Origin of the sequence: Botrimarina mediterranea (genome assembly GCF_007753265.1) — a bacterium.
GTDB lineage: Bacteria > Planctomycetota > Planctomycetia > Pirellulales > Lacipirellulaceae > Botrimarina > Botrimarina mediterranea.
Window position 1 is genome coordinate 427,674 of record NZ_CP036349.1, and the last position, 25,536, is coordinate 453,209.

The window sequence follows — 25,536 nt, forward strand, 5'->3', positions numbered from 1 at the left end:
CGTGAAGCGGGCCGCGAAGGCGACTTCGCCTCGCTCATTGAAGCCGCTGGCGCCGTCCCGATCGAGGATTGCGCCGAACAGGTTGACTTCGCGGAGGTCGGGGGTCGACGGGTCCTCGCTCACGTCGAGCAAGCCGCCTTGCCGCACGATGAGCCGCAGCTCGCCGCTGGGGTCAGTCGCCCACAGTCCGCCCGTGGTGACCGTTGACGCCCCAAAGGCGATCTGGCCACGCTCGTTGATGACGGGCGTCCCGAAGAATTCGGGGAGGAAGTTCCGATTCGGGTCCTCGGTCGGCAACGCCTGGAACCGGCGTCCGAGCTTTTGCGGCACCTCCCCCCGGCGGAGCAGCCAGATCGACTCGGTGTTCTCTCCCCGCGTCGAGGGGCCGCTGAGCGCCGCTTGGAAAACCATATCGCCGAGTGAGTTCATGTCGGTTGGGCGGAACGACCGGAAGGTCGCCCCGGGCTCCCCCGTCGGGTCACCTTGCTCGACGACGAGGCGCAAGCCGTCGTTGGGGTCTTCGCGCCAAATGCCCCGTTCACCGGCCCCCCCGCCAGAGTCACCGATGGAGGCGCTGAAAGCCACTTCCCCCGCGCCGTTCGCGACCGCCCCCAGTCCCGGACGAGCGATATCATAAAAGTCGCCGCCGCCGGGCGCCGTCTCGTCGGTCCGCGCGACAAGCCGGAGGTCGCCGGGCGCCTGCTCGAACCAGAGCCCGTGCGACTTCGCTGTAGGGCCGTCGAGCATGGCCCAAAGCAGGTGGCGCCCGGTCGGGCCGAGCTGATAGGGGATCGAAAAGGTCTCGCTGAAGCGTTGGTCGGTACCGGGGGCGGGGGAGCCGTTGCGTACGACCTCGCGATAGCCGTCGGTCGGGTTCCAGTGCAACTTCGTCGAGACTCGGGCCGCGTCCGGCTGGCCGATCGGCCGGGCACTCGCGTCGATAGTGATCCCGCCTTGCGCGTCTGCAGCTGGCTGGCCGAGAAAGACGACGTCGAGCCCCAATTCGTGCAGCGGGCTCTGTTCGTAAAATATCCGCTGGAGGTCGCCGCCCTCTGGCCTACGCCATACGCCGCGGCGGAAGTTACTCCCGGTGAAGCTGTAGGCGGCCGTGTCGCCCGACTCCGTGAAGAAAGGTCGCGAAGACTGGGTCCACACCGCGAACCGGTCGTCGGTCCCCGGCGCCGGGTCCCCCGAGCGCGCGACCAGCTCCAACCCCGACACGGGCGTCTCCCGCCACCACCCAGAGCGCGTGTCGCCCGTGCCGCAGCAAACGCTGTCGGGGCCGCTGGAAAAAGCAAGGAAGCTAACGCGGCCTTGCTCGTTGAGCGTCGGCCCCTGCCGACCTTGGAAGAAATCATCGAAGACCGACTCGGTCCCCGGCGCGGGGGCGCCGGCGAGCACGACCGTCCGCAACCCACCGCTCGCCACGGCGTGTCCGCACGCCAGGAGTATCGCGGCCACGACCAATGATTGTCTTCTCATGAGCACATTCCTTCCGTCGAAAGGCCCGGAACGGCTATCCGAGTCTACGGTGGCGAAGTCTTTGCTTACCTCTCTTCTGCGGTCACGAGCACGCCGTTCTAACGGCTCTGCGCGAACATCCAGTCCCACAGGTATCGGCTCTTGTAGGTCTGGGTCCAGCTGTCGTGGTTGACCCCCGGGTACTCGGTGTAGATCGGGCGTCCGCCGGCGGCGCTGATCGCGGAGATCATCTCGCGCGAACGGACGACGGGGACGGCGCCGTCGGCGTCGCCGTGGAAGCACCACAGCGGGAGGCCCTTGAGCCGCTCGGCCCACGCCGGGTTGCCGCCGCCGCAGATCGGCGCCGCGGCCGCCCAGAGGTCCGGCTCGCGCGACGCGAGCTCCCACGTGCCGTAACCGCCCATCGAGAGGCCCGTGATGTAGAGACGCTTCGTGTCGATGGGGTGCATCTCGATCAAGTGATCGACCAGCGCGCGGACGGCGTGCATCGGCGCGGTGGGCTCATCGTCGATGCTCTCGGCGAGCGTTTCGTTGGTGGGCCGGAGCCGCAGCGACCAGACGATCGGCTCGTCGCTCTCGTTACCATCGGAATCGAGCTTGTTGCCGGCCGGGCACTGCGGCGCGAGGACGAACGCCCGGTGGCGGTCGCGGAACTCCGGCGTGACAAACGACGGCCCGCCGTGGATGAGCTGCCGCTGGTTGTCGTCGCCCCGTTCGCCAAAGCCGTGCAAGAACACCACCAGCGGCCGCTTCTCGACCGGGTCCACTTCCTTGGGCGACATCAACCGATAGGGCAACGTGAACCCGTCGTCGTCAAACTCGTGAGCCGCGAAGGCTTCGAGCAACTCGGGCGTGACGCGGGGGTCAACGGCTTCTTCGGCGTTAGCGGCGGACATCAGCAGGAGGACAACGAGAAAGGATCGGATCATGGCGACAGTTCCAAAGAAGAGAGAGGGGCGCCTGCAGCATAACCTCAAGCCGCCTAGGTTAACCACAGAGCCACAGAGTGACGCACAGAGGGGTCGTCGCTGTGCTTTCCTCCGCGTCCTCACTGGCTCAGTGGTTCATTTATTGGCTATTTGAGGCGTCGTAAGCCACGCGCCCGTCTACAATCGTGTAGCGCACCTGCGCCTGGTTAAGCGTCTCGGGCGCCACCGCAAACAAGTCGCGATCAACGACGACGAGGTCCGCCGCCATGCCGGGTTGGAGCATGCCGCGATGGTTCTCGGCGAACGCCGCGTAGGCCGACTCGGCCGTGTAGGCCCGCAGCGACTCTTCGACGGTAATCTTCTGCTCGGGGAACCAGCCGTCGGGGTTCTTGTCGTCGAGCGTCCGCCGCGTCACGGCGCCGTAGATGCCCTCGATCGGCGTTGCGGGCGCGACGTACCAGTCGCTGCCGAACGCCATCCGTGCGCCGGCGTCGAGCAGTGAACGGTAAGCGTGCGTCGTCTTGCTACGCTCCACGCCGATCAGCGGCTCGGTCCAACGGCCGTCGTCGATGCAGTGGTAGGGCTGCACGCTGGCGATGACGTCGAGCTCGGCGTAGCGGGGGATGTCCGCCGGCGCGATGTGCTGGGCGTGCTCGATGCGGAAGCGGCGGTCGCGCGGGCCGTTCGCCTTGGCGACGCGCTCGAACACGTCGAGTTGGGTGCGGATCGCGCGGTCGCCGATGGCGTGGACCGCCACTTGCAAACCCGCTGCGTCGGCGGCCTGCGTCCAGCGCTCGAGGGCCTCTTCGGTGTTGACCATCAGGCCACGGTCCGAAGGCTTGTCGTCGTAGGGATCGATGAACGCGGCGGTGTGCGAACCAAGTGAGCCATCGACAAAGCCCTTCAGCATGCCGACCGCCAGCCAGTCGTCTCCCTTGCCGTTCCTTTCGATCTCAAGGAGCAACTGTCTCCACTGATGCAGCGGCGTCGCCATGCGGATACGGACCTTGAGGCGCCCGTTCGCCTGCGCCGCGCGTAGGGCCGTCAGCTCTTCGAGCGAGCCCATCTGCACGACGGACGTCACGCCGCGGGCGAGCAGGTACTCGTTGGCCGCGTCGAGGTGTTTCATCAGGTCGGCCGCCGTGGGGCCCGGGGCTACCGCGGCGACGAGGCCCATCGCATTGTCGCGTAACAGGCCAGTGATCCGTCCCGATTCATCGCGGTCGATCGAGCCCCCTTCCGGCGCGACGGCGGAGTCGTCGACTTTCGCAATCCGTAACGCCGCGGAGTTCGCCAGCGCCATGTGACCATCGAGGCGGTTGATCCATACCGGGTTGTTGGGCGAGACGGCGTCGATCCAGTCGCGCGTCGGCGGCTCGCCGCCCCAGATCGTGTGGTCCCACTCGCCGCCGCGGACCCACTCGCCCGGCTTGAGTGTCTTGACGAAGTCGGCGATCCGCTGCGTGAACTCCTCGGGCGACTTGGCGCCACGGAGTTGCACGCCCGCCAAGTTGCGGCCGCCAACAAACAGGTGGAGGTGCGAGTCCCACCAACCGGGCGTGACGAGCCCGCCCGCGGCGTCGATGACGGTGGCGTCCTCGGGCGCCTTCGCCTCGACATCGGCACGGTCGCCGACGGCAACGATCTCGCCATCAACACAAAGCACCGCCTCGGCCCAAGGGCGCTCGGCGTCAGCGGTCCACACACGGCCACCGGTGATGAGCAGCGCCGACGGCGCGGCGGGCGCCTCGATAGCGCCAATCAGCGCTGTAGCAAAGCAGACAATCGCAAAGAGCTGGCGGAGCATCGTCGGTTCCTGGTGGTTGGAATCGGAACCGACTTTAGCATGGCGGAGATACAGTTTGTGCGCAGACGTTCCGCGTTGGTGCGCGAACCTACGGGTGAGCCGTTGTCAATGACTCGGCACGGGCGATCTCTCGCAGGTACTCGGGCGCGAAATCGGCGCCGCAAGCCCACTGGAGGGTGTGGTCGGTGAGCTCGAAGTGCTGGAAGACATTCTTGTCATTCAGCGGAACGAACACAGGTCCATCAAGAAGACCGGCTAAATCGACCGTGCCTGCGAACCCGTCGCTGAATGCGAGCCGGACTCGAAAGTCGCCCAGGTAGTCGGCTTCGATAACTCGTAGCATCGTGTTCACTCTTCTAGAAAATGTCTGTAGGAGGCGTCTCCGACGCCGATTACGGTATCCATTCCGAAACGGCATGGTGCGCGTAATCGGCGTCGGAGACGCCTCCTACAAGAATGATCGAGCAATGCTAACTGTCGTAACGCTCCAGAATCGGCGGCGGAGTGATTGCCCCCAGGCCTAGTGACCCCACGCCGTCCGCTTCGCCTGCGGCGATTCGTCGGCCGAGGTCCGTGACTTGCTTGTAGTAGCGGTCGGGGGTGAGGCCGCCGCTTACTTTGCGACGTAGTTGCTGGCAGAGGATGTCGGCGGCGTCGCGGACGATCGGGTCGCTTTGCTGATTCGCGTAGAGCGCGGTCACCAGCATCGTGATGAGGTTCTGCGTCCGCAGGCTGAGATCGGCCATCTTGCACTGCCGGTCGGCGAGCTTGAGCTGGAATTTCTGCATCGCCGCGTCGATCTCCAGCGCCATCCGCGGCAGCTGGTAACAGGCGTACTTGGCATGATGCTGAAGCGCGGGGGCCATCGTCGCCGGCAACTCCGCTGCGCCCTGCCCGCCGAGCTTTCGGCCCAGCAGCCAACGCACATACGGGCCGGCGACCTTCGACAACACCCAGGCGTGCCGCGGGTTCAGCGGGTTGGGCTTTTTGATGCCGGCGGCGGCCATCGCTTTGCCGACGGGCTCGAAGTAACGCTTGCCATGGTCTTTGACGAGCGACTTGAAGAACGCCATGCCGAGCATCTCGCCCTCGCCCTCGTAGATGCAGGGAGCGAGGTAGTCGTGCACGTTGTCGCCGAACGGGTGCCCGGCAAGGAACGACCGGCCGCCGTGCGTCTTCATGAACAGTTCGATCGCCGCGTGCTTCTGCGCCTCCGATCCAAAGATCTTGGCGATGATGCACTCCATCTCGCCGCGGTAGCCGAGGTCGAGCAGGTTCGCGCACCAGGTCACCAGCGCGTCGGCGCCGACGATGAGGCCCGCCATCTCGCCGAGGCGGCGCTCGACCAGCTCGCGGCGGACGATCGGCTCGCTGTACGTGACGCGGTACTCGGCCCAGGGCAGCATCGACTTGAGCATCAGCCGCATGGTGCCCGCCGCGTTCGCACACAGCGACACGCGGCCCAGGTTGAGGCCGTGGTACGCGATGGTGAGGCCGTCCCCTTTCGGCGGCGTCAGCAGGTTGCCGCGCGGAACGCGGAAGTCCTTGAAGAGGATGCCGCGGTTGTAGAGATGCCGCAGCGCGAAGATCTCGTACTTCTTGAGTTGGAAGTGCTCGTTCTCTTCGTCGGGCAGATCGACGATGATCACCGCTGGCTTGCCATCCACCAGGCACACGAGGCCAATCGTGCGCCCCGGCCGGACGTTCGAGATGAAGAGCTTCTCGCCGTTGATGACGTAGTCGTCGCCATCGAGCACCGCGGTGGTCTTCAGCGCCGTGAGATCGCTGCCGGCGCCGGGCTCCGTCAGCGCGAACGCGCTGAGGCGTTCTCCCGAGGCGAGTCTTGGCAGCCACAGGCGTTTCTGCTCTTCGGTCCCGAACGTCTTCACCGGATCGACCGCGCCGATACAGCCGTGGATCGAGGCGAGGCCGGCGATGGTGCCGTCGAGCGTCGCCATCTGCGTCAAGAACCGCGCGACGGCGGTGAACTCGGCGCCGAAGCCGCCGTACTCATTATCGACGAGCAGGCCCCAGTAGCCCGCTTGGCCCAACTCATCAAGCACCTCTTCACGGACACGCTCATCTTCGTTGTAGAGGGTGCCGGCGTCTTTGTGACGGCGCACAACATCGAGCGACGCCTGCATGATGTGCTCGACCTCCTCGGGAACCCCCGCGGGCGTGCCGACGAACTCCGCCGCCGGGACCCGGCGTTCCCACACGGCCCGGTGGGCGGGGCTGTTGACGGTCTGGTAACGGGGCGCGAACAGCGACTCGACCTGGTCGTCCGCCTTGTCGATCGCCCCGGTGCGCCGGGCCTCGTCGTCGCTCTTGCCGCCGAGTTTGAGGGCGGTCTCGGCGAAGGAGGCTTCGTCGGCGTGGGGGTCGTTGACGGGGGGCGTCTGGGTAGGGCTTGCCATGTCGCCTCCTCGCTGCCGGTGGTGAGAGAATCTGGGGCCACTTAATTGTACGCCACTGTAGGGGGGGCTGTTCGGTGGGGCGACCCTTCTCAGCGGCACGAAGTCGCCCGATAAAGGGGGCTGCGCTGTACCGCGTCGGCACGACGTGACCCGCGTGCTCCCTAGTCCCTGTCCCCCGGTCCCTCGCCCCTCCCCATGCACGACCCCCGCATCGACAAGCTCGCCGAAGTCCTGCTCGACCACAGCTGCGAGCTGCAGGCGGGTGAGACCATCCTCATCGAAGCGATCGACCTTCCGGAGCCGCAGCTCGTCGTGGCCCTCGTGAACGGGGCCGCGAAGCGCGGGGCGATCCCGCTCGTGGAGATGAAGAACCAGCAGGTGCAGCGGGCGCTGTACGCCAACGCCACCGAGCTGTCGATGAAGCTCGCCGGTGGGCTGGAGCGCCACCGCATGGAAAAGGTGCAGGCTTATATTGGCGTCCGTGGCGCCGCCAACGGCAGCGAGCTGCGTGGCATCGCCCCCGAGCGGATGGACCTCTACCAAGAGCACTGGCTACGCCACGTCAACGACTACCGCGTGCCGAAAACCAAGTGGGTCGTGCTGCGGTACCCGACCGACTCGTTCGCCCAAGCCGCCGACACGCCGACCGAAGAGTTCGCCAACTTCTTCTTCGAGGTGTGCACGGCAGACTACGCCGCGATGCGTGAGGCGCAGAAGCCGCTTGTTGAACGGATGCAGAAGGCGGACCATGTCCGCATCACGGCGCCGGGGACCGAGCTGGAGTTCTCGATCAAAGACATCCCCGTCATCCCGTGCAGCGGCGAGCGCAACATCCCCGACGGCGAGGTCTTCACCGCCCCGGTCCGCGACAGCATCAACGGCACGATCCGCTTCAACACGGGGAGCCGTTACCAGGGGACCGTGTTCAGCGACATCGCGTTCCTGTTCAAGGACGGCAAGATCGTCGACGCAACCGCGAACAACGCCGACCGCATCAACCAGCTGCTCGACTCGGACGAGGGCGCCCGTTATTGCGGCGAGTGGTCGCTCGGGACCAACAACCACGTGCGGCACCCGATGCTCGACACGCTGTTCGACGAGAAGATCGGCGGCTCGTTCCACCTCACGCCGGGCAACGCGTACGAAGACGCCGACAACGGCAACCGCAGCCGCATCCACTGGGACCTCGTCCTGATCCAACGCGCCGATTACGGCGGCGGCGAGATTTATTTCGACGGCGAGCTGCTGCGGAAGGACGGCTTCTTTGTGCCCGACGATCTGCAGGGATTGAACAAGGGGCTGTAATCCCCCAAATGAAAAGGCGAGCCGGTAGCGTTAGCGACCGGAGTGAGGCGGGCACCAGCTTCAACTCCGGGCGCTGACGCTTCCGGCTCGCAAAAAAAAGCTGTGGGAGGGGTCTCCAGACCCCGATTACGCGCACCACGCCGATTCGGTATGGACACCGTAATCGGGGTCTGGAGACCCCTCCCACAAAAATGTGATCGAACCGGGGGCTAAGGCCCCGCGGCTAATTGATTGTAGCGTTAACTTTTTTCCTTCATCAGCGGAAATCGCCTCCTCGGCTTGGCGGGGTGTTGTCGGCCTTCTTCCCCGACTCTTCGATCAGCGCCTCCAGCACCTTCGGGTTGATCAGGTCTTCCAACTTGATTTTGCCGTTGTGCATCAACCGGGCCACGACGCCTAATTGCTTGCCGAGGGTCTCGGGGTTGAGCTCGCCGGCGACGTTGACGAAGGCCATCTCGCCGGGGCCGGCGGCGATGACCACCAAACCGGCGATCGAGTCGCCGTTGGACAACATCATCACTTTGACCCGTTCCGTGTCGTCGCCGACCGCGCGAACGACCGTGGTCCAACCGAGCTCTTGAAGCTTCTCGGCCTCGGAATCGGCGGCAGTGGCGAGCGCGCCAGCGGCCACCCCCTCGTAAACCTCGACTCGCACCAGCGACAGCTGGCCGATGATCTCACGGATCCCTGGGGTCTCGGTTGCTCCCTCCGCCGCCGAAGTGAAGAACCTCATCAGCGCCTGGTTGAGGTGAACCTCCACCTTGGGTTCGACGCCGAGTTGTTCGCTCCAGTCGATCACGGCTTCGCCGGGATGTTCGCGGGGGTCCTCAGCGCCAGCGAAGGGGGTAAGCGTCAGCGACAAGGCGATCGCTACGCTTGTCATCATTCGTGAACGGATCATACGGAGAGCTCCTTATTAACGATTTGGACGGCGTCTGATTTACCACAGAGTCACAGAGAGCACTGAGGACGCACCTAGAAAGAAGATCGCCTCGGTGCTTTCCTCCGTGCCCTCCGTGTCTCCGTGGTTCAACTAAATGCGGGAGGCGTCTCCAGACGCCGATTACGGTCTCTTGGCCGAAATGGCGTGGTGCGCGTCATCGGGGTCTGGAGACCCCTCCTACAGAGAAGTGAAAGCATCAGGTCGCATCGGTTTCATCAGCTACGGGCGCCAGCAAACTCGCCGCCGCGGCGCCCCAGCGCCCTAGCGGGCTGTCCTGCACCGCGGTGACGACGGTCCGCGTTGGTTTCGCGACACCCTGCACAAAAGCCTCGCGACTTACCTCCGCGGCTCGTTGCTGCAAGGTGGCTTGCAGGTCGGCGAGCGTTGTTTCGATCTGCTGGCGACGCAGCTCGGCCTGCCTCCGTTCGACAACGCCGCGGATCGTCCCCACGCCGGCGGCCACCAACACACACGCGGCCAAGCCGATCGCCCAACTCGGCGCTCTTCGTCGAGATGTCGATCGTGACGCGACTGGGGACTTCAACGTCTCGCTACGAACGGCTTCCAGCACGCGCTCGGGGCAACGCAGCACGGGAAGCGCGCCGAGCGACGCCTTCACGCCGTGGAGTCCTTCCGCTACCGCTTGGCAAGCGTCGCAATGCGGCAAGTGCCGTTCGACGCGTGCCTCTTCAAATGCCGACAGCTCGCCATCGACGTACGCGTCGAGGCGCTGATCGATCCAGCCGCAGTCGCGGTCGTGGTGCACGTTCGATGATTGGAAGTGGTTCATTGGGTATTCGGGTATTCTCAATCCGCGCGGCAGAGGTCTTCCGCCGCTGCGCGGTTGGCGACGATCTCCGCCAGCAGGCGCCGGCCGCGGTGCAGCGTGACGCGGACGTTCGCCAGCGTCATCTCCATCGCCTCGGCGATCTCCAAGTAGGACAGGCTTTGCACCTCACGCAGCACGACAACGCTGCGGTAAGGTTCTTTCAGCTGCAACAAGAGCTGCTGCATCTCTTGCGTCTTCTCGGACGCCTCGAGCGAGGCGTCCGGCGTCAACTCACCACAGGGCGTCTCGTCGAGGGCCGCGTCGCACGCCTCGCCGCCGACAACCTCACGCCGCCGGCGGCGGCGCCGCAGCAGGTCGCGGCAGGCGTTGGTCGTGACCCGCACCAGCCAGCCCTCGACCTTGTCGGGGTCGATGCGGTCCTGGTGTTTCCAGCAGCGCAGCAGAACCTCTTGCGTGACGTCCTCGGCGTCTTGCCGGGATCCAAGCGTGTAGCAGGCCAGCGTAAAGACGCGGTCGGCGTGCTGGTCGATGACGCGCTCGATGGTCGGGAAGGTCGCCATGCTGCACCAAGGACGCCCGCGGGCCCCGCCGAGTTACAGGCCGGGGGAATCTAACGGCTAGATCCTAACGGACCGCCGGGTCCGCCGGGGAATGACCAATGACCAATCCCCAATGACCAATGAAGGAAGGGGCCATTGTTTAGGGGCTGAGGAGAATTTTGTGCGGCAGCACGCCGTTGGTCATTGGGGCTTGGTCATTGGTCATTTGCTTTCACGGTGAACACAGCCATCCCGCAGGATCTCGACTTTCCAGAAAATCCCTCAAACCGGCCTTGATGGGATTCGGCGGGGCCCCTAATTTCCCCGCCACACGGCTGAGGGCGGTCGGAAACGCCAGCCCGCGGCTGTGCCCGGAACCTAAAAGCGAACACGAAAGCCACGTGGAGGGCCCGCCCTACAAAGGCGGGACCCGCGTCAGCGCCGGACAAGGCACGGAAGCCTGCCGCCGCTCGCGTCCACTCCCTTGACGCAGTGTCAGTCGAAGCGATTCTCCCCCCTTCGCCCGACCGGCCAACGCGTCCAATCGCTCCCGGAAAAGTTGCCCGTCCTTTGCCCCCCTGGGACGTGTGCTTTTCTGGGAGCTTTTTTTATGCGCTGACGGCGAGCCGGCCACGTTAGTGGTTGGTGTTTTTTGCCGCTTCACACCGACCACTGCCGTGGCCGGCTCGCCTCACTCTTCTTGCTAGCACGCTTCCGCGTCGGCGTTGTTGGAACGGAGCGCTCCCTCTACACTCCGACGCCCGCTCCCCTGCGGGGCCCTCCCTCTATCCGTCCCACCCCGGCGCCGTCACGGACGACGAAGCCATGAACGCAGTCCTGCGTACCCCTGCGAGCGAAGCCAATTCGCTCCCCAAACCCCAACGCATCGCCGCGGCGCGCGAGGTGATGCGTCTCGAGGCGATTGCCCTCTGGAAACTCTCGCAGCAACTCGGCGACGAGTTCGCCACCGCGATCGAGCTGCTCGAGTCGTGCCAGGGCTCGGTGATCGTCACCGGCATGGGCAAGGCCGGCCTCATCGGCCAGAAGATCGCTGCGACGCTCGCCTCCACCGGACAGCCCAGCCATTTCCTGCATCCCGCCGAAGCGTTTCATGGCGACCTCGGACGCATCAGCCGCGGCGATGTCGTGCTGATGCTGACCCAGTCGGGCGAGACGGGCGAAGTCATCCAACTCTTGCCGAGCCTGCGCGAGTTCGGCACGCCGATCCTGGCGATCACGGCCAGCACGCAGAGCACCGTCGGCCGCGCGGCGAAGGTCGTGCTGCCGCTGGGTCAGCTCGACGAGGCCTGCTCGCTCGGCCTCGCGCCCTCGACCAGCACCACCGCGATGCTCGCCGTCGGCGACGCGCTGGCGCTGGTGCTCAGCTCGATCCGCGGCTTCCGCGCCGAAGACTTCGCCCGCTTCCACCCGGGCGGCGCGCTCGGTCGCAAGCTCGCGCTGGTGGAAGACGAGATGCGGCCGCTGGCGCAGTGCCGCGTCGCGAAGGCGACACAAACGGTGCGTGAGATCCTGGTCGCCACCGGCAAGCCGGGCCGACGCACCGGCGCGGTGATGCTGGTCGACGACGACGGCTTGCTCGAAGGCCTGTTCACCGACAGCGACCTCGCGCGACTGCTCGAACAGTGCGACCTGCAAGCGCTCGACCACCCGGTCAGCGAGTACATGGTCCGCAAGCCGACAACCATTCACGCCGGCGCGCGGATGAGCGAAGCGGTGACGGTGCTCGCCAACCGCAAGTTCAGCGAACTGCCGGTCGTCGATGAAGCCGGCAAGGCGGTCGGCCTCGTCGACGTGACCGACGTGGTCGCCCGCGAAGTCGGCGACATCGAGACGCCCGTGCCGAAACGGCCGGCGAAACCCGCGGTGCGGATTTTCCCGGGCGAAGATGTCTTCGCGGCGGGGTGATTCGATGGTGATTGAACCTTCACATCGCCCCAAGTTTCACTTAGCCCCCCGTCAATGACGGGGGGCTAAATGCGTACTCAAGCTTTCCCTCATCCCCTTACCCCCTCAGCCCCTAACCCCTCCTCAATGATCCGCCTCCTCCTTACTGACGTTGATGGCGTGCTGACCGATGGCGGCATGACGTTCGACGAGGAGGGCCGCGAGCTGAAGACCTTCAACGTCCGCGACGGGCTGGGCGTGAAGCTGTTCCAGCGGGCAGGCGGCCTGGTGGGGATCGTCACCGGTCGTTCATCGCAAGTCGTCGCCTACCGCGCAAACGATTTGGGGATTGCGATCATCCACCAAGGCGTGAAAGAAAAACTCCCGATCGTCGAGCAGATCGCCTCCGCGGAGGGCGTCTCGCTCGAAGAAATGGCGTTCATCGGCGACGACTTACCTGATCTAACGGCGATCAAGGCCGTGGGATTCGGCGTCGCCGTCGCCGACGCCGCCGACGAGCTGCTCGCCGCCGCCGACTACGTGACGCATAAGCCCGGCGGCCGTGGGGCGTTCCGAGAAGTGGTCGAGAAGCTACTGAAGGAGTCGGGGCGCTGGGAGGAAGCGACGGGGCCACTGCACGGGTGAAGGGGATTCACCGCGGAGGACCCGGAGTTCGTAAACCAAGAGTAAGCGATGATTCGGCTTCTACTTGTCGCGGTGATGGTTGTTCCGGGGTCGGTTGCTTACGCCCATGAAGGGATGAAGTGCAAGTGCCGCCAAGCAGACGAGTCCCTCTCGTTTCGTGAAGAAGTGCTCAGCAATCTTTACCCACTCACCCGTGAAGTCATTGAACCGATGCTCCTAACGGATGAGTGGGGGAACGGACTTCAAAACAGCTACCGAGTCATGCCTGGAAAAGGACTTCGGGTCACTTTTCCACCAATGGCGCCCCAACCCATAAAATCCGACTTTAAGATGCCGCGGCTTGAAACGCCGTCGCCTAGCGAGAACCAGCCGCTGCCGAACCATCTCGCGGTCTCTTAAGCATCTCCGCGTCCTCCGCGCACTCCGCGGTAAATCCCTTGAAGCGATTCGTCAACGCCGCCGTCGCCCTGGCCGCCACACTCGTGGCGTACCAGCTCTACGTGCTGGCTGTTGTGCCAATTGTCGAGCCGGGGGTCGCGTTGCGCGCCTTTGACCCGGCAAGCGATCCGGAGTGGGACGTCGGCGGCGGCGCGGTGAAGCGGTATCAGAAGCTCCTCGCTAGCTACCTGCCGACCGAACACTGGGCGTTGCGTGGCACGCCGCAGGTGTACGAGTACGGCCCGCTGGTGCTCGTGCTGGAAGACTTCAAGCCGATCAGCGGCGGGCGGATCGAGATTAGCCGCAGCGTGCTCGTGGCGTTCCCGACGCCGTACGTGCATAACCAGCCGCCGCCGCGGGACGCGATCATTGCCGAGGCGCCGAACCCTTCGCGCATCCAGTTCGACAGCCCCGACGGCCTCAGCTTCACCAGCACGCAGATCGGCCGCCCCGTCGCCGGCGAGTTCACCGGCGAGGTGCTGATCCACAGCGACATGCAGGAAGCGGGCCCGGCGGACGACCTGCGGATCGTCACCCGCGACGTGCGGTTCAACCAAGCGATGATCACCACCAACGCCGCCGTGGACTTGCGGATCGGTCCGCACCGCGCGCGGGGCAAGGTGCTCGAGGTCCGCCTGCTGACCGAACCCCACGCCGGCGCGAGCGGCTCGTCGATGCCGATCACCGGCGTCGATACGCTCGAGATCCGTGAGCAGGTTCAGGCGCTGATCAGCACGGGCAAGCTCGACACGAATGTCGGCATGCCGAGGGGCGCCGCGCAGGACGAGGCCGCGTCCTCCGGGCCGCTCGAGCTGACGTCGCAGGGGCCTTTCCGCTTCGACTTCACCCGCTTCATCGCCTCGCTGCAGGACGACGTCCGCGCGACGCTGCGCAACCCCGGCGCCGAGCCCGACCAGTTGTACTGCCGCGAGCTGCGGCTGCACTTCGGCGACGCCGATGGCGGCGCCGCGGAGATCGACCCGGCCGACGAACCAGAGATCGCCCGTCGCCAGGGCAAGCTCCTCTCGGGCATGACGCCGCGACTCGTGGAAGCCGTCGGCGCGCCGGTGCGGTTCGACTCGCCGAGTCGGCAGGCGTCGGTGCGCGGCCGGCGGCTGCGGGGCTGGATCGCCGATCGCCGCTTGCGGATCGAAGGCTCGCCCGCGCTGCTGGCGCACGGCCTGAGCGAAGCGTCGGCGCCGGTGCTGGAGTACACGTCGCCACCGGCGGACTCGCCACAAGTGGTGGGCGACCTGCTCGCCGCGGGACCGGGCTGGCTGAAGCTGACGCCCTCGCCCGACGAGCCCGAGCGCAACTTCCAAGCGCGATGGAACGAGGTCCCCAAGGGCGAGCCCGCGGTCGTGCTGCGACGCGACAACCGCGGTCAGCCGATGCTGACGATGCTCGGGCGTCCCGAGTTCGCCGCCGCGGGGCTCGGCAAGATCCGCGCGGACCGCGTCGTAGCGAATCTCAGCGAAGTCGCCGCCGACGGCCCCGACGGGCCCGCGATCGAGCTCACCGCCGGCAACGGCCAGCAGGGCGCCGTGCTGGTGAACCGCGTCGATGCGATCGGCGCGGTGGAGTTCGTCGGGCAAGACGTCGAAGGCTATGCCGACGACCTCGTGGCGTTGATGCGGCCGCTGCCGCCGAGCGAGACGCCCCGGGACAACGGCGACGTCGTCACGGGCCCGTCGTTTGGCCCAGCGCCGGCCGCGGCCACACCCCAGCAGCAACTAGCCACGTCGGACGGCCAGCGTTATCGCTTGCGCACCAAGTCGATCCAGATCGATGTCGGTCTCGCCGGCCGTCGCGCGACGCCGGTGGCGATGATCTGCAACGGCGGCGTCCGCATCGAAGAAGAGCCCCGCGCCGACGGCCAGCAGCCGCTCCAGATCGCCGGGCAGCAGCTGCGTGTCGATCGCCTCGACCGTCCCGGCGGCGCGCGGCTGACGCTCACCGGGGCCGGCGACGCTCCGCCCGCCGCCGGCGCCGAGCATCACGGGCTCGCCGAGATCAAGTCGCAAGGCCTCAACGTCTGGGTCCACGACCTGCACGTCGATCAAGCCGCTGGCCAAGCGTGGACCGAGGGGCACGGCGACGCCCGCCTGCTGCTCCCCTCGCAGAACGGCGCGACGCCGTTCGCCGGCGAGGCGACGCTGCGTTGGCGCGGCGGGATGCGGTTCGACGGCGCTAAATTGGTTCTCTCCGACGAGGTCTTTGCTGAGTCCGCGGGCGGCTGGCTCAGCTGCACCGAGATGACCGCGACGCTCGCCCAACCGATCGACTTGCGGACCGGCGCGCACGCCGGCGGCGGCGCGGTCGAGGTCGCGCAGGTCGAGTGCGGAGGCGGCGTGACGATCGACTACCGCGGCGCCGACGAGGCGGGCCAGACCTCGCACGAACGCGCGCAGACCAAGACGCTGGCGATCAACCGGCTCACCGGCGCGGTCACGGGCCGCGGCCCGGGGACGATCCGCTCGGTGCGGCTCGCCGGCGCCGGCGGCGGCCCGTTCAGCGGCCCCGCGGTGGGAGACAAAGACAAGGGCGGGCTCCGCTTCTTGCGGGTGGATTTCAACAACGGGATCGCCGGCAACTACCTCGAACGCCGCGCGCAGTTCGCCGGCAACGTGCAGGTGGTCTACGGGCCGGTGTTGGCGTGGGACCATCAGCTGCCGCTACACTCGCCCGAAGGCGTGCCGCCCGACTCGGTCGAGCTGCGCTGCGAAGAGTTGCGGGTGCTCGAAGACCCCGCCTTCTCGGTGCGCCGCGGCGGCGATACCGGCGCGCCGTTCGGGCCGATCGAGCTGGTGGCGATGCGCGGCGTGCGGATCGACGCGGCGATGGGCGCCGACGGCGGCGGCGCGATCGCCGAGGCGGTCCGCGCGAGCTACTCGCAAGCGGCCGACCGCGCTATTCTCGAAGGGGACGGCACGCAGCTGGCCAAGCTCTGGCTCCAACAGAACGGGCAGCAGCAACCCGTCCCGATGTCGGGGCAGCGTTTGACGCACTACATCACGCTCGGCCGGACCACGTTCGAAGACATCCGCGGCGCCGAGTACCAACCGCCGGTAAGCGCGACTCGCCCCGCGCCGCCGCCGCGTTGAGTGAGGAACGCGGCGCCGCGATTGATCCCCAATCGCACTTGCCCTCCATCACACTTAGCCCCCGGTCATTGACCGGGGGCTAAATGACGTGGCTAAAAGCAACGCAAAAGCCGGCGAGAAGCGACAAAAAGCCCTAAAAAAGCGGGCGTCGCGCAGGAGCCGCGTAGAGGCCCCTGGCGTGCGTTGCGGTCCAAGGTGAGGGTTTACCCAGAGGGCGCGAACGGACGCGTTCTAGGGTCCGTTATGGCCCTCAGAATCGATGTGGCGCGGTCGGGTCCGGCGGGGTCCGTCGGGACCTTTTCAATGGACCACGGGCGCCCCAATTCCCCCCCGTTCAATGACCGGGGGCTAAGTGAGGAGTCCGACGTCGCGCCGGCCGTCACTTCAACAACCGCTCCAGCGCCGTGGCGAGTCCCGGGGTCTCGAACTCGAAGCCCGCTTCGCTGAGTCGCTTCGGCAACACCCGCGCGCTGTCGAGCAGCAGCTCCGACATCTCGCCCATCGCCATCTTCAGCGCGAACTCGGGCACGGGGAGCAGCGTCGGGCGGCCCAGATGTTGGCCGAGCGTTTTGGTGAACTGGCGGTTGGTGACGGGCTCGGGCGACGTGGCGTTGATCGCGCCATGCATCGCCTCGACGTCGCCGACGAATCGCAACGCGCGCACTAGGTCGGGCAGCGCGATCCAGCTCATCACTTGCTCGCCGCTGCCGATGACGCCTCCCGCGCCGAGCTTGAAGATCGGCAGCATCTTCGCCAGCGCGCCCCCCTTGGGGCTGAGCACCATGCCGAGCCGCATCTGCGCGACGCGGACGCCCGCCTCCCAGGCCGGAGCACCCGCGTTCTCCCACCACTGGCAGGTCTCGGTGAGAAAGCCTTCGCCCGGGGGCGAGTCCTCGTCGAGCGTTTCGTCGCCACGGTCGCCGTAGAAGCCGATCGCCGACGCCGACACCAGCGCGCGGGGCTTGTTCTCTAAACCCGCGACCGTCTTAGCGATCAGCCGTGTGCTGTTGACGCGGCTGTCGATGATCAGCTTCTTCACCGCCGGGGTCCAGCGGTCGTTGGCGATCCCCTTGCCGGCGAGGTTGAAGACGAGGTCCACGCCCTCGAGCTTGGCCGCGTCGATCTCGCCCGACGACGGCTTCCAGTAGACCTCGTCAACAGCCGAGGAGGAGACCGGATGCCTCACGAGCCGTAGCACACGCACGCCGTCGGCGGCGAAGGCTTCGGCTAGCGCGGTCCCAACGAGTCCCGAGGCGCCGGTGATAGCGATCGTGCGCGAGGTAGACATGGTCGGTTGCTCCAGGAGGGCGGGGGAGCGGGCGGGGGGGCGATCGGCTCGTCCGGTCGGGATTATAGCCGCTCAGGGGCGGCGTTGTTTGTAGCGGCGGCTTGCTTGTTCGAGGATCCGCTGCTCTTCGCGGGTCAGGCTCGCCTGGCCGTGGGCCTGGATCTTCCGCAGGATCTCGTCGACGCGGTCCTCGGCGGGATCGCTCGTCGCGCTGTCGTCATCGTCGTCGTTGCGGTGGACACGGAGGTTCGGCTTGCGCTTGAGCAGCGACTTGAAAGACTTGCCGACGCCGCCCTTCCCCGGCCCGTTGTTCCACCGGGGCAGCGAGTCCGACAGCCGCATGCCGTAACGGAAGTAGACGAAGCCGAAGAACGCGCCGCCAAGGTGCGCGGTGTAGGCGACGTCGCCCGATTGCTTGACGGCGCCCATGATGTCCTGGGCGAGGAACAGGATTGCCATCACCCAAGCCGGCACCGGGAGGATGCCCATGAGGTAGACCTGAACGTGCGGGTACCACAACGCGAAGAGCACCAAGATGCCAGCGATGCCGCCGGAGGCGCCGAGCAAGATTCCGCGCGGGTTGCCGCCCGAAGTAATGTTCTCGACGACGCACCAAGTCAGTCCGGCGAAGATCGCGGCGGCGAAGAAGAACGTCAGGTACTCGCGCCCGCCGAGACGCATCTCGATAATGCGACCGAAGAAGAACAGCGCCAGCCCGTTGAACAACACGTGGAAGACGTTCTGGGTGCTGTGCAACAACGCATAGGTCGCCAGCGAGTAGACACGCCACGGCTCGCGCCAGACGTCGGCCGGTAGCGAGAGGTAATCGCTGAACTGTCCTTGAAGGGGACGGTTCAGCAGCACCTGGGCGACGTAGACGCCGGCGATCACCGCCAGCAGCTTGCTGTTGGCGGTCCAGCTAGCAAAGCCGCCGCCCCGGCCGCCGCCATAGCTGTCGCGCCAGCCGCTGCCCGTGTCGTAGCTCCGTTCGTAGTCGCGGTCGTAGATGCCCATCTCTCGGCTGCTTGCCTACTGTCTCCGGGGACCTCCGCCGCCTCCCGGAGTGGGGGCGGCCGTCGGCACGGTCCTATCGTAGTGAGCCTAGCTCGGAAAGGGCAGCTACGGGCCAGAAGGCCCTTGGTAAGGCGGGCTATTCGATCCGTTCCGCGGTTTGCCGAACGCCGTTCTGGAAGAGTTCGACCGCCGTGCAATTGCCTTTGCCGTCGACTTTGAAGGTGAGCGTCGCCTCGACGACCTTGTAGAACCACTCGGTCTCACTGCGCGAGAAGACCTGGAAGGTGGGCTGGCCGGTGAGGCCGACCAGTAGCTTGCCCCCCTTGGTGGTGACGGTGAACTCGGCGCCGGGGGCGAGCCGGTACTTGCCGACATAGCGCTCGAGGACCTCTGCGGGCACGTCGTCGCTGACTTCGAACTCGCGCGGTTTCACATCGGCGCCGGCGAGCGCCCGCACCAAGTCTTGCGCGAGCGTATCGACTTCCATCGTCGCGGTGTTGGTGAGCACGACGACGGCGACCTTGAGCGGGCGGTTGATAAACAGCGCCGAGTGGTAGCCGCCGGTCTGCCCGTTGTGCCACCGCGTCTGGTCGTCGCGGGCGACGTGCCAGCCGAGACCCATCGCGAAGTCGCTGTCCTCGATCGGCTTCTGATGGACGCACCACGAGAGGCCGATCGCTTCGCGCAGTTCGCCCTCCTGCGGGTCGAGAAACGCTTTGGCAAAGGTGAGCATATCGTCGGCGGTGCTGCGGATCGCGCCGGCGCCGGCGAGCGTCTCGAAGTCCCAGTTGTGGTCCGGCACGCCCCCTTCGGTGTGCGGCGGCGCGAGGCGATCGCGACGTTCCTCGTCGAGCTTGATCGTTGTGTCGCTGAGCCCGAGCGGTTTGGCGATGCGCTTCTGCAAGAGCGACGCGTAATCGGTCTTCTGCTCACGAGCCAAGCAAAGACCCAGCAGGCCGGCGCCCAGGTTCGAGTACTCGATCACTTCGCACGGGCGCTTGCGTGGCCGGTACGAATTGAGGAACGCGCCGAGCCGTTTGCCGTCGTAGTCGGCGTAGGGGTTGTTGGGGTCGCTCGGCGCCAGGTTGTCGGGCAGGCGGGGTAGGCCCGACGTGTGCGTCGAGAGGTGCCAGAGTTCGGCTAACTGATCGCCATGCGGCTGCAGCTCGACGCCCTTCGGCAAGAGCTGGTTGACGGGCGTGTGGAGCGTTACGCGTCCCTGCACGACCGCGTCGGCGAGCAACAGTCCTGTAAAGACTTTGGAGAGCGAACCGATCTCATAGACCGTCTTGCCGTCCGGCGTGCGCGAGTCGTCCGCGGAGAATCGGCCGTAGCCACGCACGGCTTGGTCGTCGCCACGGAGGATGCCGACGGTCATGCCGACGACGGTCTCGCTATCGACGTAGGGCTTAGCGAGGCGGTCGATCGTCGTCTCGAGCGGCTCGGCGGCGGCGGTTCCAGTTGCGACGAGAAGGGCAAAAGTCAGAGGCAGTCGCATGGCGTCAACCGGTGTAAATGGAAGGGGGCGTTGGTTTGATGGTAGCTTGTTCGTTGACTTGCGATTGGTCTTGGGAACGAATCCGTTGAGTATGGGCGCCTGCGCGTCGATCGCGCTTATTCGAACCGTTTGGCGATCTGCCGCCCGCCGTTCTGAAACAGCTCGACGGCGGCGCTCTTGCCCGCACCGTCGACTTTAAAGGTCAGAGTGGCGTCGACGAGCTGGACGTCCCACTCGGACTCGCTGCGAGGGAGAAGCACCAAAGGCTCCTGCCCTGTTAGCTGCGCCGTAAGCTGTCCGTCCGATTCCGCAATGTTGAGGACATGTCCCGAAGGAAACTGGTACTTGCCAACGTGGCGTCGCATCACGTCGGACGATTCTGGGAAACTTTCCGCGAACCAACGATATGCGACCTCTCGTCTCTGGGGAGATCGCTTGATCGACTGGCGTTTCTCTTCGGTCATCGGGACCGCTTCCAGAACGATTTCGTCATCGGATCCGAGCGGTAGAACCACCAGACGAACCGTGTCGCCCGGTTTGTTGCCCATTCGCGCTAGCAACTCGACAAGGTCTTCCTCGAAGCGCATCCGCCACCTGTCATGGTAGTTTTGCTTCCCGGAGGCGAGGATTTCATCAACCGCCACGCCATCGATCGACACGAGCCGGAACCACTCTTCCTCGAGACGCACTTCGGGCGCCTCACCTTGCCAGCGGACCGCGTCGAAGGGGGATCGCTTCGGGTACTCCACGTCCATTAGCCACCCGAAAAGGATCCCGCCGAGCCCCACTCCTAGGCAAGCGAAAAACCAGCGAAACGCGAACCGTTTGGCGGCCTTCGAGTGATCCGCCGTCTCGGGCAACTCGCCCACCGGCGCTGTCGCCGAGCCCAGCGAATCACGCAGCCATGCGAGTTGATCGCGCAGGTCCGTCATCACGGTTGAGGCGGCGAAACGATTCAACGCGGCGATGAACGCGTAAAGAACCGTCACGACGGCGGACATGATGACGAACTCGACGCCGGGGCCATCGACGCCAAGAAAAACCAGCAGCACGCCGACATAGAACGGTCCCAAGTACCAGATGTGGACCGACCTAAGCATCGCCATTTGTTTCTCGACCCGCTCGATCTCGCTGTCGCAATACTCCCGCATCGACGCATCGAGTCGCGGTGTCGGCGTGCTGGTTCTCGTGCGATGGAGGCGATAGATAACGTAAATCGCGCCGAGGATGTTGATCACCATGCCGGCCGCCGACACCATCGGCAACGTGGCTCGGGCGATCACCTTCCCTTCCCACAGCATCGAGCCAAACGCATAGATCACGAACAGGCCTGCGGCCGTCTCGATCAGGTCGCGACGAAAGACCTTGGCCGCAAACCGCTCCGTTGCGCGAGTCGTCGCGACGTACTGTTCCAGCCGCTTCTCCTCCGCGGGAGCCTCGCTGACTGCTGCTTTGTTCTCATCGCGCCAAGACTGGCCGAGCTGGTCGAAGTTCATCGCTCGCCCTCCGCTTGACAGTAGTCCTCTTCGAAACGTTTCCGGATACGGTGCAGACGCGTCCGGTACGCGCCGGACTCGACGCCGAGCACCTCGGCCGCATCGGTCTGGGCGACGCCGTCGAGATGCAGCAGCATCACCGCCCGGTCCGCTTCGTTCAGCGCAGCTAGGAATCGATCGAGCACCGCGGTGACGTTCGGTTCGCCCGCTTCACCGGCGGCGCCGGCGAGCTGACCGACGTCGTCGTTGGCCTGTTTCAACTTCGTGCTCCGCGTGGTCGCCTTGCGACGCCAAGCTAGCGCGGTGTTGAGGGCGACCCGGTACGCCCAGGTGTCGAGGCTCGAGGCGTCCGCAAAGCTCTCCAGGCTTCGCCAGACCTGTAGCGCGATCTCCTGCAACAAGTCCTCGCGGTCGTCCGGAGGGGCGTACGCCCGCGCGATCCCCACCCAGCGGGCGTGGCTCCGCTCAAGCAGTTCGCGGAATCGGGTTTGTCGATCGGGGACGGGCATCCGCCGGCCTTGCAGGGAGCGGCCGGGCGGCCGTTTCGGTCGTCTCTACCCGCATTGGTAGCGCGACGGCCACCGTTGTTACACGGCGTGCAAAGAAAAGTCGAATGACAAGCCGCCCCTACTCCGATTTCCAGTTGGCGTAAGGGTCGGCGGCCTGGGCGGCCATGGCTTTTGAGAAGGCGACCCCGGCCGATCCCGCCGCGGCGCCGGTGAGCACCAGGCACAACGCGCCTCGCAGTGCGAAGTTCGACCAGCCGTTGGCGGCCAGCGTCGGCAACGGCAGACCTGTCGCGGCGAGTGCGGCCAGGAGGAGCAGGGCGTTGGCGGTCGTCACTTCGGCGAAGAAGTACCCGAGCAGCAGCATCCCGCCGCCGAGCGTCGTGACGAGGGGGCCCGCCGCTGCGAAGCCGAGGCGGCGTTCCCCCTGGATGCCGGCGCCGCCGAGCGCGGCGCCGAGCAGCGCGGCCGCCACGGCGCCGGCGAGTCTTGCGTAGGACAATGAACCGGAGGTCGCCAGCACGATCGCGACGCCGACCATCACCAAGCCCGGCAACCAGTCACGGAGCAACGCGACGCGCGGTGTTGCGTCGCTCATTTGGCGAGTCAGCAGCCACCCCGTCGCGAAGAGCAGCACGGCTAAGCTGGCAATCCAAGCAATCGCTTCGCCAGTAGACCACTGCGAGAGCGTGTAGACGCTCCCCCACAACATCCGCAGCGGCAAGCCGATCGCGAGCAGAGCGCCCAGCGTGAGGGCGACGTAGCGCGTCGTGCGGCCGCCGCTGGCAAGCATCGCAACGATCGCCGCGACAACCACGGCGGCGGGGAGCCACTGGCTCGCCTCGCTCGGCGAGAAGAACTTCGTGAAGGCCGGCGGCAACCCGGCCACCCAACCGGCGGCGCCGCTCCCGAGCGGCGCCGTCAGCGCGGCTTGTCCCACGATGTAGGCGACGCCAACCGCCACGGGCCACGCGACGCGGTCCGACGATCCCGCTCGGAGCAGCACCTGCCGCAGCAAGAGCGCCGCGGCGCCGGGCAGGACGCCCCCCACCAGAATGTCGGCCGGTCCTAACATCGCTTACATCTCCAAATTTGAATCTGTAGGAGGCGTCTCCGACGCCGATTACGGTCTCCTGGCCGAAACGGTGTGGTGCGCGTAATCGGCGTCGGAGACGCCTCCTACAGCTCGTGTGTCACTTCTTGACGGCTTCAAAGCTCACCGTGACGCCGATGCTGTCGCCGATCGGGCCGACCATGAAGTCCATGTCGAAGTCCGAACGCTTCAGCGTTGTTTGGCACATGAAGCCCGCGCGGTAGTCGTTGAACGGCGTTTCGCCTTCGCCGAGCAGCTCGATCGGCAGCGTCACTTCCTTCTCGACGCCGTGCATCGTCATCTTGCCGGTGACGTTGTAGAGCGTCTTGCCATCGGAGCTCGCGGCGGGCGCGACCGCGGTGCTCTCGAACGTGATCTGCGGGAACTGCTTGACGTTGAAGAAGTCGGCGCCCTTGAGGTGCTCGTCCCGCTTCTCGTTCATCGTGTTGAGGCTGGCCGCGTCGATCGTGAAGCTGAACTTGCTCGCCTCGGGGCTGGCCTTGTCGAACTCGACCGTCCCTTTCACATCGCGGAACATGCCGTAGGTGTAGCTGTAGCCGAGGTGGCTGACGCTGAACACGACCGACGTGTGCGAGGGATCCACCTCGAAGTTCGCCCCGCGGGTGGTGGGAACGGCGGCAACAACAGCGACCGCGGACAACAGCAACTGGCGAGTGAGCATCCTTCAAATCTCCGGTTGGGAAACGACTAAGCAGCACGGTAGGGGCAGCACGGCAGGAGCGTCCACGTTGTGGCCGCGTTAATCCTTGGTTGGTTGGCATCCGCTCGGCTTGCCGAGCGCCGGCGAGTCGCGGACGCGGACCATCAGTTCGTTGATCGAGCGGAGCTCGCTGGGCGTGAGGTGGCCGAGCGTGTCACGGTGCATCTGTTCGATGATCGGGTCGAGCTTGGTAAGCAGCCGGCGGCCTTTTGGCGTCAGCCGGACAAGTACGACGCGGCGGTCGCCCTCCTTGCGGGAGCGGGCAGCGAGCTGGAGCTTCTCCAGGCGGTCGACGAGCCGCGTCACGTCGGGCGTGGGAGTGACCATCTGGACGCCGATCTCGCCCGAAGGGACCCCGTCGCCGCCGATGCCGCGGACGATCCGCAGGATGTTGTAGAGCGGGCCGCTGATCCCGTGGGGCTTCAAGACACGTTCGCCGGCCTCTATCAAGCGGGTGGCGGTGCGGACGATGTTCAAGGTCGCCTCCTGCTCGGGCAGGGCGAACTCGTGGCGTTTGCGGAGCTCTTGGGCAAGGCTAGGCATGGCAGGGGTACGGCGGCGGCCGATTATTTGTTCTAACAAATATCGTTTTGCGGAGGGTTTGACAAGGCGGGTCTTCGGAGGGTGACATGAAATACGGATCGCAGGGATAAGACAGGGATAAGATGCAAGCAACGAATGACCGATCCCTCCCAGCCAGCTGAGAACGACCGGATGAGAAGGCAGACATTCCACAACGCCGCCTTGCTGGCGCCAATTCTCGCGGTCGCTTTTGTGTCCGCCTTGGGCGCGGAAGTCCCGTCGAGCGAGCCATCGCGACAACTACCCCCGGGTCCGTTGGGCGAAGCCGTCGAGCTAGGGCGGCGCCTCGTCAACGAGACCAGTGACCATCCGTTGTCGGCGCCTTTCGTCGGCAATGACCTGAACTGCACCTCCTGCCACCTCGACGACGGCGAGCATCCAACCGCCGGAAGCTTCCTCGGTGTCGCCACGGCCTATCCCGCCTGGTCGCCGCGCGAGAATCGTGTGATCACTCTCGAGGACCGCGTCTTGAACTGCTTCATGCGGAGCGAGAACGGCATCCGACCGCCGAACGGGAGCGAAGTCTCCGTCGCCATCAGCGCCTACATCACGTGGCTCTCCCAGGGAGAGTCCATCGCGATGAATCCCGATCAGCCGCTCGGCCCCAACGCGGTTGAGCCGGTCCGCTTGGACCCGGCCACCGCGGACGTTGATCGCGGCGCCGATCTCTACGAGACGCACTGTGCGGCGTGCCATCGTGAAGACGGGTTGGGCTCGGACGACGGGCCGCCCGTGTGGGGCGATCGCTCGTACAACCGTGGCGCCGGACTCAGCCAGAACGTCAAGCTAGCGTCGTGGCTGAAAGTGGCGATGCCGCTGGGCGAGCCGATCCTCACCGAGCAAGAGGCGCTCGACATCGCGGCGTACGTCAATTCGCAAGAGCGGCCGGAGTTCGTGCTGGAGGAGCACCTGGGGACGCAAAAGCCGCATGCGGCGCCGTAGCAAAAGGCGAGCCGGGTGGCGTTAGCCCCCGGAGTGCAGCGGGTGCTAGGGTCCCTCCGGGGGCTGACGCCAGCGCGGCTCGCAGGCAGATC

Annotated in this window: 21 protein-coding genes and 1 pseudogene; 6 read left to right on the forward strand and 16 right to left on the reverse strand. The window is 66.0% G+C overall.

Annotated features, from left to right (window positions below; all coding sequences use genetic code 11):
- From Spa11_RS23540 to Spa11_RS01675, 5 genes and pseudogenes are all read right to left on the reverse strand, one after another.
- Window positions 1-1,482: pseudogene (locus Spa11_RS23540) on the reverse strand (DUF7453 family protein); the annotation flags it as partial.
- A 98-nt stretch (window positions 1,483-1,580) separates the two neighbouring features.
- Window positions 1,581-2,411: a carboxylesterase family protein gene (locus Spa11_RS01660; protein ID WP_145105956.1), complete on the reverse strand. Its 831-nt coding sequence runs from the start codon at window positions 2,409-2,411 to the stop codon at window positions 1,581-1,583.
- 139 nt (window positions 2,412-2,550) lie between these two features.
- Entirely contained in the window at window positions 2,551-4,218 is a 1,668-nt protein-coding gene (locus Spa11_RS01665; RefSeq protein ID WP_145105959.1) for an amidohydrolase, read from the reverse strand.
- 88 nt (window positions 4,219-4,306) lie between these two features.
- Window positions 4,307-4,561: a DUF2442 domain-containing protein gene (locus Spa11_RS01670; RefSeq protein WP_145105962.1), complete on the reverse strand. Its 255-nt coding sequence runs from the start codon at window positions 4,559-4,561 to the stop codon at window positions 4,307-4,309.
- A 127-nt stretch (window positions 4,562-4,688) separates the two neighbouring features.
- On the reverse strand, window positions 4,689-6,635 hold the full coding sequence (locus tag Spa11_RS01675) for an acyl-CoA dehydrogenase family protein (RefSeq protein ID WP_145105964.1): 1,947 nt from the start codon (window positions 6,633-6,635) through the stop codon (window positions 4,689-4,691).
- 195 nt (window positions 6,636-6,830) lie between these two features.
- Between Spa11_RS01675 and Spa11_RS01680 the strand changes: the two genes are divergently transcribed.
- A complete protein-coding gene (locus Spa11_RS01680; protein WP_145105967.1) occupies window positions 6,831-7,940 on the forward strand; it encodes an aminopeptidase in 1,110 nt (369 codons plus the stop codon).
- A gap of 256 nt (window positions 7,941-8,196) precedes the next feature.
- Here the strand turns inward: Spa11_RS01680 and Spa11_RS01685 are convergent, their stop codons facing one another.
- The 3 genes from Spa11_RS01685 to Spa11_RS01695 form a co-directional block, all read right to left on the reverse strand.
- Entirely contained in the window at window positions 8,197-8,841 is a 645-nt protein-coding gene (locus Spa11_RS01685) for a DUF4252 domain-containing protein (RefSeq protein WP_145105970.1), read from the reverse strand.
- Window positions 8,842-9,079: 238 nt separating this feature from the next.
- Window positions 9,080-9,673, reverse strand: coding sequence for an anti-sigma factor family protein (locus tag Spa11_RS01690; protein ID WP_145105973.1), 594 nt, complete (start codon window positions 9,671-9,673; stop codon window positions 9,080-9,082).
- Between the two features lie 17 nt (window positions 9,674-9,690).
- Complete coding sequence (locus Spa11_RS01695; protein ID WP_145105976.1) at window positions 9,691-10,233, reverse strand: RNA polymerase sigma factor; 543 nt, start codon at window positions 10,231-10,233, stop codon at window positions 9,691-9,693.
- 804 nt (window positions 10,234-11,037) lie between these two features.
- On the opposite strand from Spa11_RS01695, the gene Spa11_RS01700 reads away from it, so the two are divergent.
- From Spa11_RS01700 to Spa11_RS01715, 4 genes are all read left to right on the forward strand, one after another.
- Window positions 11,038-12,138, forward strand: coding sequence for a KpsF/GutQ family sugar-phosphate isomerase (locus Spa11_RS01700; protein WP_145105980.1), 1,101 nt, complete (start codon window positions 11,038-11,040; stop codon window positions 12,136-12,138).
- A gap of 126 nt (window positions 12,139-12,264) precedes the next feature.
- Window positions 12,265-12,762: a KdsC family phosphatase gene (locus Spa11_RS01705; protein WP_145105983.1), complete on the forward strand. Its 498-nt coding sequence runs from the start codon at window positions 12,265-12,267 to the stop codon at window positions 12,760-12,762.
- Between the two features lie 48 nt (window positions 12,763-12,810).
- The gene (locus tag Spa11_RS01710) at window positions 12,811-13,161 is read left to right on the forward strand and encodes a hypothetical protein (RefSeq protein ID WP_145105988.1); all 351 of its coding nucleotides are present in this window, start codon (window positions 12,811-12,813) and stop codon (window positions 13,159-13,161) included.
- Between the two features lie 38 nt (window positions 13,162-13,199).
- Window positions 13,200-16,304 carry a hypothetical protein gene (locus Spa11_RS01715; protein ID WP_145105993.1) on the forward strand — a complete coding sequence of 1,035 codons (3,105 nt, stop codon included), beginning with the start codon at window positions 13,200-13,202 and terminating at the stop codon, window positions 16,302-16,304.
- Between the two features lie 379 nt (window positions 16,305-16,683).
- On the opposite strand, the gene Spa11_RS01720 is transcribed toward Spa11_RS01715, so the two are convergent.
- The 8 genes from Spa11_RS01720 to Spa11_RS01755 form a co-directional block, all read right to left on the reverse strand.
- Window positions 16,684-17,592 carry a TIGR01777 family oxidoreductase gene (locus tag Spa11_RS01720; protein ID WP_145105996.1) on the reverse strand — a complete coding sequence of 303 codons (909 nt, stop codon included), beginning with the start codon at window positions 17,590-17,592 and terminating at the stop codon, window positions 16,684-16,686.
- 72 nt (window positions 17,593-17,664) lie between these two features.
- Window positions 17,665-18,606, reverse strand: a complete 942-nt coding sequence (locus tag Spa11_RS01725) for a rhomboid family intramembrane serine protease (RefSeq protein WP_145105999.1) — start codon at window positions 18,604-18,606, stop codon at window positions 17,665-17,667.
- Between the two features lie 136 nt (window positions 18,607-18,742).
- Window positions 18,743-20,104, reverse strand: coding sequence for a serine hydrolase (locus tag Spa11_RS01730; protein ID WP_145106002.1), 1,362 nt, complete (start codon window positions 20,102-20,104; stop codon window positions 18,743-18,745).
- A 116-nt stretch (window positions 20,105-20,220) separates the two neighbouring features.
- A complete protein-coding gene (locus Spa11_RS01735; protein ID WP_145106005.1) occupies window positions 20,221-21,600 on the reverse strand; it encodes a hypothetical protein in 1,380 nt (459 codons plus the stop codon).
- Window positions 21,597-22,109, reverse strand: a complete 513-nt coding sequence (locus Spa11_RS01740) for an RNA polymerase sigma factor (RefSeq protein WP_145106008.1) — start codon at window positions 22,107-22,109, stop codon at window positions 21,597-21,599. The genes Spa11_RS01735 and Spa11_RS01740 overlap by 4 nt, the downstream gene beginning before the upstream one ends.
- 118 nt (window positions 22,110-22,227) lie before the next feature.
- A complete protein-coding gene (locus Spa11_RS01745) occupies window positions 22,228-23,181 on the reverse strand; it encodes a hypothetical protein (protein ID WP_145106010.1) in 954 nt (317 codons plus the stop codon).
- A gap of 118 nt (window positions 23,182-23,299) precedes the next feature.
- The gene (locus Spa11_RS01750; protein ID WP_145106013.1) at window positions 23,300-23,881 is read right to left on the reverse strand and encodes a YceI family protein; all 582 of its coding nucleotides are present in this window, start codon (window positions 23,879-23,881) and stop codon (window positions 23,300-23,302) included.
- 78 nt (window positions 23,882-23,959) lie between these two features.
- A complete protein-coding gene (locus tag Spa11_RS01755; RefSeq protein ID WP_145106017.1) occupies window positions 23,960-24,463 on the reverse strand; it encodes a MarR family winged helix-turn-helix transcriptional regulator in 504 nt (167 codons plus the stop codon).
- Between the two features lie 171 nt (window positions 24,464-24,634).
- On the opposite strand from Spa11_RS01755, the gene Spa11_RS01760 reads away from it, so the two are divergent.
- A complete protein-coding gene (locus Spa11_RS01760) occupies window positions 24,635-25,444 on the forward strand; it encodes a c-type cytochrome (protein ID WP_145106021.1) in 810 nt (269 codons plus the stop codon).
- Window positions 25,445-25,536 lie beyond the last annotated feature (92 nt).

What these genes read in the sequence shown, in the direction of transcription:
- Spa11_RS01660 (WP_145105956.1), bottom strand. Translation starts at nt 2,411, where the DNA reads ATGATCCGATCCTTTCTCGTTGTCCTCCTGCTGATGTCCGCCGCTAAC.
- Spa11_RS01665 (WP_145105959.1), bottom strand. Translation starts at nt 4,218, where the DNA reads ATGCTCCGCCAGCTCTTTGCGATTGTCTGCTTTGCTACAGCGCTGATT.
- Spa11_RS01670 (WP_145105962.1), bottom strand. Translation starts at nt 4,561, where the DNA reads ATGCTACGAGTTATCGAAGCCGACTACCTGGGCGACTTTCGAGTCCGG.
- Spa11_RS01675 (WP_145105964.1), bottom strand. Translation starts at nt 6,635, where the DNA reads ATGGCAAGCCCTACCCAGACGCCCCCCGTCAACGACCCCCACGCCGAC.
- Spa11_RS01680 (WP_145105967.1), top strand. Translation starts at nt 6,831, where the DNA reads ATGCACGACCCCCGCATCGACAAGCTCGCCGAAGTCCTGCTCGACCAC.
- Spa11_RS01685 (WP_145105970.1), bottom strand. Translation starts at nt 8,841, where the DNA reads ATGATCCGTTCACGAATGATGACAAGCGTAGCGATCGCCTTGTCGCTG.
- Spa11_RS01690 (WP_145105973.1), bottom strand. Translation starts at nt 9,673, where the DNA reads ATGAACCACTTCCAATCATCGAACGTGCACCACGACCGCGACTGCGGC.
- Spa11_RS01695 (WP_145105976.1), bottom strand. Translation starts at nt 10,233, where the DNA reads ATGGCGACCTTCCCGACCATCGAGCGCGTCATCGACCAGCACGCCGAC.
- Spa11_RS01700 (WP_145105980.1), top strand. Translation starts at nt 11,038, where the DNA reads ATGAACGCAGTCCTGCGTACCCCTGCGAGCGAAGCCAATTCGCTCCCC.
- Spa11_RS01705 (WP_145105983.1), top strand. Translation starts at nt 12,265, where the DNA reads ATGATCCGCCTCCTCCTTACTGACGTTGATGGCGTGCTGACCGATGGC.
- Spa11_RS01710 (WP_145105988.1), top strand. Translation starts at nt 12,811, where the DNA reads ATGATTCGGCTTCTACTTGTCGCGGTGATGGTTGTTCCGGGGTCGGTT.
- Spa11_RS01720 (WP_145105996.1), bottom strand. Translation starts at nt 17,592, where the DNA reads ATGTCTACCTCGCGCACGATCGCTATCACCGGCGCCTCGGGACTCGTT.
- Spa11_RS01725 (WP_145105999.1), bottom strand. Translation starts at nt 18,606, where the DNA reads ATGGGCATCTACGACCGCGACTACGAACGGAGCTACGACACGGGCAGC.
- Spa11_RS01730 (WP_145106002.1), bottom strand. Translation starts at nt 20,104, where the DNA reads ATGCGACTGCCTCTGACTTTTGCCCTTCTCGTCGCAACTGGAACCGCC.
- Spa11_RS01735 (WP_145106005.1), bottom strand. Translation starts at nt 21,600, where the DNA reads ATGAACTTCGACCAGCTCGGCCAGTCTTGGCGCGATGAGAACAAAGCA.
- Spa11_RS01740 (WP_145106008.1), bottom strand. Translation starts at nt 22,109, where the DNA reads ATGCCCGTCCCCGATCGACAAACCCGATTCCGCGAACTGCTTGAGCGG.
- Spa11_RS01745 (WP_145106010.1), bottom strand. Translation starts at nt 23,181, where the DNA reads ATGTTAGGACCGGCCGACATTCTGGTGGGGGGCGTCCTGCCCGGCGCC.
- Spa11_RS01750 (WP_145106013.1), bottom strand. Translation starts at nt 23,881, where the DNA reads ATGCTCACTCGCCAGTTGCTGTTGTCCGCGGTCGCTGTTGTTGCCGCC.
- Spa11_RS01755 (WP_145106017.1), bottom strand. Translation starts at nt 24,463, where the DNA reads ATGCCTAGCCTTGCCCAAGAGCTCCGCAAACGCCACGAGTTCGCCCTG.
- Spa11_RS01760 (WP_145106021.1), top strand. Translation starts at nt 24,635, where the DNA reads ATGAGAAGGCAGACATTCCACAACGCCGCCTTGCTGGCGCCAATTCTC.